This window comes from Pedobacter sp. AC402 (assembly GCF_979252805.1).
This window is the reverse complement of the sequence record NZ_CEEDAI010000001.1, coordinates 43,386-55,793: the sequence shown is the minus strand read 5'-3', so window position 1 is coordinate 55,793 and position 12,408 is coordinate 43,386. Positions and strand designations below refer to the sequence as shown.

Genomic DNA, 12,408 nt, shown 5'->3' with positions numbered 1-12,408 from the left:
AAGATACAAAGACATGAAATCGAATCAGATTTTTAAATTATTAATCCTTCTTGTGGTGGCCCTTGCAGGATGTGAAAAAGCCAATATCGATGTAGATACCACTGCTGTGAATGGCTCGGCAACCGGAGAAATTTCTGGTGTGTGGGCAAAAGGCAGCACACAGGTAATTAAAGGTGATGTAATTATCCCTGAAGGTAAAACCTTAACCATTGAAGAAGGGGTTACGATTTTAATGGATACAGTTGCTAAACCCGAGTTTATTGTAAAAGGCAATCTGTATGCACTTGGAACAACAGAAAATCCAATTAAATTTACCGTGAATGAGTTTTATAAAACGCCAACAACTAAGTTCGGCAAGCTTTGGGGTGGTATTTTAGCCGGACCAACCTGCGAGGAATTGGTGCTTGATCATGTGATTATTGAATATGGAGGTGCTAAAACTTCCGATGCCTCAACATCTGTCAAAATGGGACTTTACAAGGCTGTTGCCGGCGAAAGTTTGCCCGCACTTTGGTTCGCTAATGCAAAAGGCAAACTTGTTGTTCAAAACACTATTTTTAGAAACCTTCAGGAGGATTGCACTTATATTGAAGGCGGAAAAATTATTTTTGCAAACAATGTTTTTTATACCACAGGTGTTACCGGGGGAGAAGCCATGAATTTTAAATCAGGCTGCCTGGCAGATATAGCCTATAATTTAGTGTATAGCACCAATACCAATGCCTTAAAATTATCCAATACCGGCGATAAAACACCGCAAACTTATATCATTGCCTATAACAATACCATGGTAAATACCGGCTGGAGAAGGCCTACCGCCAAAGGTGGATCGATTTGGTTAGAAAGTAACGTACGTGCCGATCTTTACAATAACCTTTTTGCCAATACCCGCTTTGGGGTGAAAAGAGATCCTAAAAAGCCCGAAGACAGCCGCTCTGCTTACAGCAATAACTGGTATTATGGTTTCGATCAAACCACTGTAAACCAGTTTCAGCCAACAGGCGATATTGTAGGCGGTAAAAATGATGTGATCAGCAATGTAGCAGGTGCCAACGACCCTAAATTTGTAAATTATCCGGTAAATACTGCCGTAAACAATGCCGATTTTAATACAGCCTGGGATTTTCACCTGCAAGGAAACTCTCCTGCATTAGGCAAAGGAACAACAAACTTTACCCGCCACCATCAGGCAGGTATCATTATGAAAAACGGAATTACCTATACCTCACCACAGCCATCTACCTTTGTTGGCGCTTATGGAACTAAATTGTAAAATGAAGAAAAATAATATTTTAAACCTCGCTATACTTGCTGTTTTAAGCATAACCGTAGCTTGTAATAACAATACAACAAAAAATAATACCAATACAGCTGAAGTAAAACCATTGTACATTTCAGACCCTGTAGATTTTGATACCGATGATCCGGCAATATGGGTAAACCCTGCCAATGCAGCACAATCGCTTGTGGTTGGAACCGATAAAGATGAAAATGGTGGTTTGTATGTATTTGACCTTAAGGGGAAGATTATTAAAACTAAAACCGTTAAAGGCTTAAAAAGACCTGATAATGTAGATATTGCTTATGGCCTAACCTTAGCCGGAAAACCGACCGATATTGCAGTTACTACAGAACGGTTGACGCATAAGCTCAGAATCTTCTCCATGCCTGATATGAAGCCGGTAGACAATGGCGGAATTGAGGTTTTTGTTGGAGAAACCGGCACTGAGTTTCGCGATTTGATGGGCATTTCGATGTATAAGAATAAAGTAGGACAAATTTATGCCATAGTTGGTCGTAAAAGCGGACCAAAAGAAGGATCTTATCTTTGGCAATACCTGTTAACTGATGATGGAAAGGGAAACGTTAAAGCAGAATTGGTACGGAAATTCGGTAAATATAGCGGCAAAAAAGAAATTGAAGCCATTGCTGTTGATAATGAATTGGGTTATGTGTATTACTGTGATGAACAGGTAGGCATACGCAAATATTATGCAGATCCGGAGAAAGGAAACCAGGAACTTTCATTTTTCGGTCAGGGAGATTTTGCTGTAGATAATGAAGGGGTTGCGATATACAAATCCTCAGCAGATAAAGGTTATATTCTCGTTTCCGATCAAGGTGCAAAACAACTTAAAGTGTACAATAGAGTGGCCGATCAGAAGGATGGTGTTTTTACACATCCATTATTAACCACAATTAAGTATTCGGCAAACCAAACGGATGGAATTGATGTGGTATCTGTACCGTTAAATGCTGATTTTAAACATGGTTTGCTCGTAGCCATGAGTGATGATAAAACTTTTCATTATTACAGATGGGAAGATATTGCTGGCAAAAAACTTACTGTAAATTAAGGTGATTGCAGATGGTTGATTGTAACCATTTACAATGAGGCTAGTCCTTGATTTGTCAGTCTGAGTGGAGTCGAAGACGATTTGTAATGAAAAAGGTTCTTCGATTACGCTCAGTGTGACTGGTTTATTGAAAAGGCTTGGGCCATGAGCCATTAAGATTGCTTCGTCGGCTGAAAAAGCCTTCTCGCAATGACGAATGCGGTACCAGAGGTAACTGGTTTTATTGAAATGATCGTCGTTTCGAACAGAGTACAACGCAGTTGAGAAATTTGATTTGTAGTTACCTATTTGAGATGCTTTAAAAGAAAGATCCTGAAACAAGTTCAGGAAGACGTAAGAATGGGACTTAAATGATTTAAGGCACTTCGACTACGCTAAAGGTAACAGGTTTATTGAAAAAGCGTGGGCCATAAGCCATTAAGATTGCTTCGTCGGCTGAAAAAGCCTTCTCGCAATGACGAAAGCGGTACTAGGGTGTCAGTTTGAACGGAGTCGAAGACCATTAGTGATTTAATAGAAAAAATGCAGCGTGTGCTACTATCGTTAAGATTGCTTCCTTTACTTCCCATCCAATACTTTCTTAAATACCCTCACCAAACTTTCTGCAATTACTTTGTTTCCTTTATCAGATGGGTGCAAACCATCATAGGTCATCCTCATGGCATCAATCGGGTAGGGGTAATCATCACGTTTAGGATCGAATGGGATTGTTGAGGATTCAGGATAGCTATAATTTTGGTAATTACCTGATGAAGGATTTTTAAGCCGTTTAAACTTAACCAATTTTTCGAGTTTAAGCTTTTTGTTGTGGTATAGATCAACCACAACAAAATTTTCATACTTACCGATTGCGGTTATTGCATTCGCGAAGCTTTCTAAAGTTTGACCGTTTTTTTCTTTGTAAGATCCATACGCATTGTTGTTTGCATTGGCTATATATACAAAGTCGTTTCGCTGCATGGGTGTAATCAGCACTATTTTAGCTTTTGGGTTAATACTCCTGATTTTATTAACTATTTTACGGTAAGCACCACAGCTGGTTGCTGTGCCGGTATCATTAATGTAATCGTTAATAGATCCTACAGGAATACCCGCCCACCAATCATTCGTGCCTAGAAAAATAGAATAAAGTTCCGATTCCTCAATGCCTAATTTATCAATCGCTTTGGCTATGCCAACAGTTGTCCAGCCGTTATGCCCCTGGTTAATGTAATTGATGTTTGGCAAACGTTCTTTAACCCTATCCAAATATCCTTTTTTTGTCCGGTTGCCAGTTTCATCCAGATAATTATTCAGATAAGTTATAGAGTCACCAATGGCTGTCCACTTCACTTCTTTAACGGGTATAAATGAGAAATTGATAATTATAATAGCAAGTAATAATATGCTAAAGCGTGTAAAGGATCGTTTGTTCATAAAATAGCATTTTAAATTCATTTCCTTTGCCATAAACCAATTATCAGCAATTCGGCTAAAAGTAAATGATCGGCAATGAATTTAAGGAGATTTCCATTAGTTTTTAGCAAAATTTCTTTATTGGTAAAACAGATGTGTATCTAAGGCTACCTTACATCTATTATTTAATGCCATTGCTCTATTTTAATTTCTTTAAGAAACCTTGCGCAATACATTTACATTAAGAATCAAATCATCGGGACGGTTTAGAAATCTTATTGGGGTTCCTCAGCAATGAGGGCCCTTTTTTTATTCCATGCCCATAATGTTCATCATAAAATTGATTGCATCTGTACTATGGAGTGCTGCGGTAGATTGCATAGTGATATCTGCCGTTTCTGAAGCCCTTTTTAACATCTGTTTTTCATAGGCGAAAATGGCTTCCCCGCTATTGTTGTAACGCGGATCTTTAAAACAATTGCTAAGTTCCAATGCATCCAGCATGGCCATATTAACACCCTCACCAGCATAAGGCGGCATTAAATGGGCTGCATCACCCAGCATGGTTAAATTTGGTAGCGACAGCCAGTTTTGATCCAGCGGCATACAATACTGAGGGCGGGGAACAAAACCAGTTGAAGCATTTTCGAACAACTCCAGCCAGATCGGATCCCAATCTGAAAACTCATTTTTAAACCAGTTAATTACCTGCAGTTTATCAGAAAAGTTTATGCCCGATTCTTTAACCCAATTTTCTGTGGTATTGCATCCTGTATAAAATACCAGGCTGCCATCACCTTTTGAGCTCACAATTAGCGATTTTTCACAACCTAGTGAAAATATTTTGCCGCCGTTTAGCAATTTATGCATTTCCGGACTTGAAGTTGCTGATGCATAAACAGCACCTTCCACAATGGTTACGCCAGCGTAAAAAGGTTTAATTGGGGTAATGTACGGGCGGATTTTTGAGTTTGCACCATCTGCTGCGATTACAATATCAGCCGCTACCAATTTGCCGTTTTTAAATTCAATCAGCCACGAATCTCCGTTTGTTTTAAGCCCTTCAAAATGGCTGTTCCAGATTACAGTTTCTGGTTTTAAAGAATCCAAAAGGATTTTTTGTAGTGGGCCACGGTCAATTTCAGGACGGAAATCTCCTCTGTTTTGATTATCGTTGTCTTCAAATATAATTTTGCCATGTTGATCAATGATGCGGGTTCGATCTAGCTTCCGGGGCGATAGTTCGCTTTAAAAGCATCCATTAAACCAGCTTCGCGAAGTGCGGCTAAACCCGATTCATCATGTAAATCTAAAGTTGCACCTTTTGGCCTGGCATTTTCGTCAACATCGCGTTCATAAACATTCACCTCAAAACCATTCATTTGTAACAGTCGTGCAAGTGTTAAGCCTCCGGGGCCGGCCCCAATAATGGCAATTTTTTTATTTTTTATCTGTTTCATTTTTATGTAGTTATTCCTTTAATCACGGTTTCACAGCAGGTTAAAATCATTTCTTCAGTAATAATCTGAATTGGCCGATCTGCATGGTCAAAATATTCTGCCACCAGATCATGCACAGGCGAAAAAAGTAACGCCTTGTATACATCCAGGGGTAAATCAGGTATCAAGCCTGCCTCAACATTTGTTTTTAAAAAGATAGGAATGGGCGCAAAAAATTCACCTTGTTTGATGTTTTTTTCCTGATAAGCTTTATTTAAAAGGGGAGATGATTTGCCGTGTTGGAGCAGGGAAAAAGAAGGTTTGTGGTTTTTAAGGTAATGGAAAGTATTTAACCATAACCTTTTCATCCCTTCCCTGAAATCCATTTTTGGATCAAAATTTTCAAGGATGGCTTTTTCATATCCACCAAGTACTTCCTCTATAAAAAGCTTAATTAAAAGATCTTCTTTGTTTTCATATTTGATGTAGATGGTTCGGGGAGAAATATTGGCCGCTTTAGCCAGTTTCTGCATACTCAGATTCTCCAATCCTTCCTCAGAAATAATTTGTAATGCAATCGATCGGATAGCATCTTCCTTTATTAAATTTTTTGGCCGCATATGTTAATGTTTCAATGTGGATCAAAAGTAAGTAAACGTTTGTTTACTTATGATGTTTTTTGAAAATATTAACTTTAACTGACAATTCCATAACGGTATTCCAATTGCAATTACCTTCCCTAAGCTACTTATTAGGCCCGGTGCCGAACCTTTTTCACCCTCATTGATACTTAATAGGCCCGGTGCCGACCCTTTTTCACTCTCGTTGGTACTTAATAGGCCTGGTGCCGACCCTTTTACACCCTCGTTGGTACTTAATAGGCTCGGTGCCGACCCTTTTTCACCCTCATTGGTACTTAATAGGCCCGGTGCCGACCTTATTAGGTCCGAAAATGAATTTTTCGATTGTCAGTTTGAGATTATTCTGCTCCCCAGGTAGTAAAAAGCTTTGTTTTGGCGGTTTTTATTAAGGTGAGATAACTGAAGTTTATAGTTTTAAGCTAATGTTGATCTGGAGATATCTTTTTTGGTACTAAATTCTATTATTTCGTTAGTTTGAAGCTGATAATAGTTGGTTTAAGGCACTTGAATTGGGGAAATAATAAATATTGTTTTCCTTAGGCATCTGGTTGATGTTTAAAACTTATCCTTCATGCCAAAAAGCCCCATCAATCCCCCGGTATGAATAGCCAGGATGCGTTCATTACTACCGATAACTTGTTTTTGTTGTAAATCATCAATGGCGAAAAACATTTTTGCGGTATAAACAGGATCTAAAAGTAAGCCGGTTCGACTTGTAAAAGCCTTAATAAAATCAATTAACTCAGGTGTGGTTTTCGCATATCCACCAAAATGATAATCAAGATGGAGTTCGAGGTGATTGGAAAGGGGTGTATATTTTGCTATCTCATCGCTAATAAACGAGCCACCTTTTAACACCGGGATAATATGGAGTTTGGTATGCAATCCATTTTGTTGAATGCCCCTTAACAGTCCGGCTGCAGTAGTTCCTGTGCCTGCCGCACAAAAAATGTGGTCGTATGTTTCTGTAAGTTCATTAATGATTTCTGCACAACCGATGGTGGCTTCTAAGGATGCACCACCTTCATCAATAAAATAGGCTTCAGGATCATCAGCAAAATGTTGTTTAAACAACTCAGGCTTGTTTCGATAGCTTTCGCGGTCGGTAAACAACAGTTTCATGCCAAATAAACTGCACAGTAACAACATTTCATTTTTTACTTCTTCACCGCGCACAAAGGCTGTTGCTTTTAAACCCGATCTTGATGCAGCTGCGGCTGTGGCCACCAGATGGTTAGAATAAGCACCTCCAAAAGTAACCAGGTGTGTTTTGTTTCCTGCTTTGGCCTTTGCTAAAATGTATTTAAGTTTCCGCCATTTGTTTCCAGAAATATAAGGATCAATCAGGTCGTCTCTTTTAACGAAAAGCTGGTTAAAGGAGGCAAATTTTATCTGTTGTATTGGGCTATATATTTCTTTAAACACGCGTAAAAATAAATAAAGAATGGTTGATAAAATCGATTTCTTTAAGAATTTGTAATGATGCTCCTTTTCCGATTTATAGGAAAGGAGCATAGAAATACTTTACAGGATTTTTTTATGATGATGCGGTCGGCATCTCCTGATGCAGCAAAACGAGCGATCTGTGTGTTAAAATAAAATTGCAAGGCAGATTTCCCTGTTGCGTTTCACCACGCTCAAAATAATGTAATTTACTATTTACCAATACCTAAGCCTATACCTGCATTAACCATACTGTATTTAGCTGCGGTATAAGAACCATAAAATTTAAAGAAACCGAATTTCAGCTGAAACCCTAAACTACCCCTCACGCCATCAATATCTGTCTGTTTAACCGAAATCGGATCAACATAAGTTGCACTATTAATACCATCTTCAAATTTATATGTTCCTAAAGCTTTTAAATTGGTTTTAGAAGTTTGGTAACCTATGCTGGCGAATGGCGTAAAAAACAGGATGCTTTTAGAAACGATGGCATCAAAATTAACACCATTAAATTTCGCATCAATACGCTGATCTGAATTTTGTGTATTATTCACATTCAAAGGCAGGTTGTATTTATACTGCGTAAATCCTCCGGCAACGGCAATATCTACCGGGATCAGTTTTTCTGTTGTAGAACCCATAAATAGTGGCAAAAGTTCAACCTTTGCGCCAAAACCGATCATTGATAAGTCACCAAGATCGCTGCCTATCCCAACTTTAGGCATTGCCCTTAAGGTAACTTCAATATTTTTAGGTAAACCCAAAGTAGCCTGAATCTGCGCTGAAGGTACCACATGGAAACCCACGCCCTGAGGTAGGTTGAAGAATTTTCCTGTAGGAATTCCGCCGCTGGTGTATACTTGCATTTTACCACCTTCATGGTCATCGCCAAAGGCAGTTGGCCCTATAGAAGAAGCACCGGGAGCTGGTTTAATGGTGCTTAAGCCCAAAGTATTTACATCATAACTTCTGGCCGATTGTGGTACAAATGCTGCTGATACAGATACCCTTACATCAAATTTTAAAAATCCTTTCGATTTTGCGGTATTGGTCCACCCATCTGTTAAACCTAGGCCCAAACCTTTGTATAAAGGATCGAAATAGGCGTTAACCAATTTGGTTGCATCTGCTGGTCCACCCACAAATAAACCTCCAACATCTTTTTGAGCATTTGCTTTTTGCGATATTACCAATAAAAATAAGGCCCCTAAAGCCTTTAAAGAGTAGCATTTTTTCATATAAATAATTTAGAATGTTTTGATTAAGGGTAAAGATAATGCTGTTTTATCGAAAACTGTAATCATTAAAAAATTCTTGAAGTTAAAAGTTTATTTTTGCGCCATGGAAAATGTGGTCGAATTGCAGGAATCAGAGGAGCAGGAATTATATGAACACCTCAAAATAATTGTAGATAAGGGGCAATCTTTGCTTCGGATCGATAAATTTTTGATGGTGCGTGTAGAAAATGCCTCGCGTAACCGTATTCAGAATGCAATTGATGCAGGCAATGTATTGGTTAATCAAAAACAGATAAAATCAAGCTATAAGGTTAAACCTTTTGATGAAATCTCTATTGTTTTGCCTCATCCACCACGCGATACGGAGGTTTACCCGGAAGATTTGCCGCTTGATATTATTTATGAAGATAGCGATCTGCTAGTGGTAAATAAAGCCGCCGGAATGGTAGTGCACCCTGGCTTTAACAATTATACAGGAACCCTGGTTAATGCTTTGGCCTTCCATTTTGAACAACTTCCCCAGCTACCGGGTAATGATGGCCGGCCAGGTTTGGTACACCGGATTGATAAAGATACCTCAGGTTTATTGCTCATCAGTAAAAATGAAAAGTCGATTACGCATTTGGCCAGGCAGTTTTTTGATCACAGCATTACCCGTAAATATATTGCGCTGGTTTGGGGCGATATCGAAAATGACGGCACGGTAACGGGCTACATCGGACGAAGTGTGAAAGATCGCCGTGTGATGGATATTTACGATGATGAAGAAAAAGGAAAATGGTCTGTAACGCATTATAAAGTGTTAAAACGTCTGGGTTACGTAACCTTGGTTAGTTGCGAGCTGGAAACTGGTCGCACACACCAGATCAGGGCGCACATGCAACACATCGGCCATCCTTTATTTAACGATGCCATGTATGGTGGCGATAAGATTTTAAAGGGAACTACGTTTAACAAATACAAGCAGTTTGTAGATAATTGTTTTGAATTATTGCCCCGCCAGGCATTACATGCACAAAGTTTAGGTTTTATCCACCCAACCACAAAAGAATACATGTACTTCGAATCCCCTTTGCCACCCGATTTTAAAGCTGGTTTAACCAAATGGGAAAATTATATCGTTACATCATAACATATGCTTAACGAGTACCTTATATTTAATGATGAATTTCATGCGGCAGACGCTCCGGTTCTGACAGCTTCGAACAGAAGTTTCAAATTTGGAGACGGGCTGTTCGAAAGTATGCGCATGATTAATAATAAACTGCAATTTGCCGATTTGCACGCCGATAGGCTTACAGCAGGAATGAAAGCGTTGAAAATTGATGGTCATGCCCTTATGGACGATTATTTTTTGCGTCAGAAAACTGCCGATCTTACCAAAAGAAACAAATGGAACGGCAATGTACGCTTTCGCCTTTCGGTTTACAGGGGCGGAGCAGGGGTTTATACACCCGAAATTAATAAAGCAGGATACGTTTTGGAGGGAATTCCTTTAAAAGCATCCACATATGAGTTAAACAGCAAAGGTTTGATCATTGATGTGTTCGACGAGATAACCAAACCCGTGAACAAGCTCTCCAATTTTAAAACATCCAATGCGCTGCTTTATGTAATGGCCGGAATTTTTAAAAGTCAAAACCGTTTGGATGAAGCAATGATTTTAAACCAATATGGTTTTCTTTGCGAAAGCATCAGTGCCAATGTTTTTGTGGTGTATAATAAACAGATTTATACCCCATCATTGGCTGAAGGTTGCGTAAGTGGAGTGATGCGTACCGCCATTATGCAATTGTGTAAAATGAACGATATGCCTTTGGTAGAAGCACAGATTAATCCAGAAATTTTAAAAGAAGCAGAAGAAGTTTTTATTACTAATGCTACACAAGGCATTCAATGGGTGATGGGCTACGGCAGGAAACGTTATTTCAATGAGGTTTCGAAGTTCTTAATCGAAAAGCTGAATGGCATTTAGTTATTTGGTTCATTAGTGGTTGCTCTTCTACTTCGCTACCATTAACAGGCTTTAGTAAAGCGCTCGTCATTGTGAGGGATGAAGCAATCTTTCATGCTAGTGAGCCTTGCCATAAAGATTGCTTCGTCGGCTGAAAAGCCTTCTCGCAATGACGATACCTCAAATAGTCCTCGTTTGTAACGAGGATTTTAGAGGTACGCATTTGCAATGCGAAAATATTCCTTTAGGAGCGATAGAATCGCTTTACTCGTACATCCTCGTTACAAACGAGGACGATATAGCCTAAAAAAGCCTTCTTGCAATGACGATACCGTTAGGATACCATTAACAGGCTTTAGTAAAGCGCTCGTCATTGCGAGGTACGAAGCAATCTTTCATGCTAGTGAGCCTTGCCATAAAGATTGCTTCGTCGGCTGAAAAGCCTTCTCAGCAATGACGTTACCCAAAGGATATTCATTTCCTTAAAATCATGTTACCTCCGTGATTTCTGTGTTTCCGTGGCAAACTGAGCTGTAAATCTGTGGTTAAAATCCTTCCATTTCGCTACCATTAACAGGCTTTAGTAAAGCGCTCGCTTAAATAGTCTTCGTTTGTAACGAGGATTTTAGAGGAACGCATTTGCAATGCGAAAATATTCCTTTAGGAGCGATAGAATCGCTTTACTCGTACATCCTCGTTACAAACGAGGACGATATAGCCTAAAAAAGCCTTCTTGCAATGACGATACCGTTAGGATACCATTAACAGGCTTTAGTAAAGCGCTCGTCATTGCGAGGTACGAAGCAATCTTTCAGGCTAGTGAGCCTTGCCATAAAGATTGCTTCGTCGCCTGAAAAAGCCTTCTCGCAATGACGATACGCATAGAAGATTCATTTCCTTAAAATCATGTCACCTCCGTAATATCTGTGTTTCTGTGGCAAAACTGATCTCTGTGTAAATCTGTGGTTAAAATCCTTCGAATGCCAAATACCTTTACAACCGCATTCCCCTTTAAAAAATCCTCAATCAACATCCGTTTCTTACCTTCGTACTGAATATCCAGAAGCTTTATAAAACCATCTTTTGCAGCAAACTTAAGGTAAGTTTTACCATCTGTTAAAAAGCCACCGGCAGCAATTCCAGGTTCTTTATCTTCTATTTCTGCTTTAAATACCTTTAAGTTTTTATCGTTTAATAAAGTAAAAGCCGTAGGGTAAGGACTTAAACCACGAATTAAATTATGGATGCGCTGTGCAGTATTGTTCCAATCAATTTTGCAGTCTTCTTTGAAAATTTTAGGTGCATGTTTTAGTTCACCGCTTTGTGGTTGCGGCTGTTCGTTTACCTCGCCTGCTTCAATGGCATGTAGGGTTTTTACTAAAAGTTTAGCTCCAATAACCATCAGTTTATCGTGTAAATCGCCAGCGGTATCATTATCTGCAATAGCAACACTGTCGCTAAGGATAATATCACCGGTATCAATTTCCTCCTTAAGAAAAAAGGTAGTTACACCACTTTCTTTTTCACCATTTATAATGGCATGGTTAATTGGTGCAGCCCCTCTATATTGAGGTAACAATGAACCATGTAAATTTATGGTGCCTTTAGCAGGCATGCTCCATACCACTACAGGCAACATTCTAAAGGCAACCACCACTTGTAAATCGGCTTGATATGACCTTAATTCTTCAATAAACTCAGGGTTTTTAAGTTTTTCTGGTTGCAGAACAGGAATCCCTTTTTCTACAGCATATTTTTTTACAGCACTTTCATTCAGTTTCTGTCCGCGGCCGGCAGGTTTATCTGGAGCAGTAACCACTGCAACTACATCGAAATTGGCTTGAACTAAAGCATCTAAAGAAGCTACAGCGAAATCGGGCGTACCCATAAAAACTATTTTCATATGAAAGTGTTGTGTTTCTAAAAATAACGTGGCTA

At 39.2% G+C, this 12,408-nt stretch carries 11 protein-coding genes; 4 read left to right on the top strand and 7 right to left on the bottom strand.

Annotation, left to right across the window (positions count from 1 at the left end; all coding sequences use genetic code 11):
- Positions 1 to 13 precede the first annotated feature (13 nt).
- Positions 14 to 1,273: a right-handed parallel beta-helix repeat-containing protein gene (locus AC0IWE_RS00255; protein ID WP_471791471.1), complete on the top strand. Its 1,260-nt coding sequence runs from the start codon at positions 14 to 16 to the stop codon at positions 1,271 to 1,273.
- A gap of 1 nt (position 1,274) precedes the next feature.
- The gene (locus AC0IWE_RS00250; RefSeq protein ID WP_471791470.1) at positions 1,275 to 2,357 is read left to right on the top strand and encodes a phytase; all 1,083 of its coding nucleotides are present in this window, start codon (positions 1,275 to 1,277) and stop codon (positions 2,355 to 2,357) included.
- 558 nt (positions 2,358 to 2,915) lie between these two features.
- Here AC0IWE_RS00250 and AC0IWE_RS00245 read toward each other — a convergent pair.
- From AC0IWE_RS00245 to AC0IWE_RS00220, 6 genes are all read right to left on the bottom strand, one after another.
- Entirely contained in the window at positions 2,916 to 3,773 is an 858-nt protein-coding gene (locus AC0IWE_RS00245; RefSeq protein WP_471791469.1) for an SGNH/GDSL hydrolase family protein, read from the bottom strand.
- Positions 3,774 to 4,061: 288 nt separating this feature from the next.
- Positions 4,062 to 4,862 (bottom strand): FAD-dependent oxidoreductase, encoded by an 801-nt coding sequence (locus AC0IWE_RS00240; protein WP_471791468.1) that lies wholly within the window; start codon positions 4,860 to 4,862, stop codon positions 4,062 to 4,064.
- 113 nt (positions 4,863 to 4,975) lie between these two features.
- Positions 4,976 to 5,212 carry an FAD-dependent oxidoreductase gene (locus AC0IWE_RS00235; RefSeq protein WP_471791467.1) on the bottom strand — a complete coding sequence of 79 codons (237 nt, stop codon included), beginning with the start codon at positions 5,210 to 5,212 and terminating at the stop codon, positions 4,976 to 4,978.
- A gap of 2 nt (positions 5,213 to 5,214) precedes the next feature.
- Positions 5,215 to 5,811, bottom strand: coding sequence for a TetR/AcrR family transcriptional regulator (locus AC0IWE_RS00230; RefSeq protein WP_471791466.1), 597 nt, complete (start codon positions 5,809 to 5,811; stop codon positions 5,215 to 5,217).
- Positions 5,812 to 6,387: 576 nt separating this feature from the next.
- The gene (locus AC0IWE_RS00225) at positions 6,388 to 7,257 is read right to left on the bottom strand and encodes a 1-aminocyclopropane-1-carboxylate deaminase/D-cysteine desulfhydrase (RefSeq protein WP_471791465.1); all 870 of its coding nucleotides are present in this window, start codon (positions 7,255 to 7,257) and stop codon (positions 6,388 to 6,390) included.
- Between the two features lie 230 nt (positions 7,258 to 7,487).
- On the bottom strand, positions 7,488 to 8,516 hold the full coding sequence (locus tag AC0IWE_RS00220; protein ID WP_055906375.1) for a DUF6588 family protein: 1,029 nt from the start codon (positions 8,514 to 8,516) through the stop codon (positions 7,488 to 7,490).
- A 103-nt stretch (positions 8,517 to 8,619) separates the two neighbouring features.
- Here AC0IWE_RS00220 and AC0IWE_RS00215 point away from each other — a divergent pair, with 103 nt between their 5' ends.
- The gene (locus tag AC0IWE_RS00215) at positions 8,620 to 9,648 is read left to right on the top strand and encodes an RluA family pseudouridine synthase (protein ID WP_055906650.1); all 1,029 of its coding nucleotides are present in this window, start codon (positions 8,620 to 8,622) and stop codon (positions 9,646 to 9,648) included.
- A gap of 3 nt (positions 9,649 to 9,651) precedes the next feature.
- On the top strand, positions 9,652 to 10,491 hold the full coding sequence (locus AC0IWE_RS00210; protein WP_471791464.1) for an aminotransferase class IV: 840 nt from the start codon (positions 9,652 to 9,654) through the stop codon (positions 10,489 to 10,491).
- A gap of 883 nt (positions 10,492 to 11,374) precedes the next feature.
- Here the strand turns inward: AC0IWE_RS00210 and fmt are convergent.
- The gene (gene fmt, locus AC0IWE_RS00205) at positions 11,375 to 12,373 is read right to left on the bottom strand and encodes a methionyl-tRNA formyltransferase (protein ID WP_471791463.1); all 999 of its coding nucleotides are present in this window, start codon (positions 12,371 to 12,373) and stop codon (positions 11,375 to 11,377) included.
- Between the last annotated feature and the right edge of the window lie 35 nt (positions 12,374 to 12,408).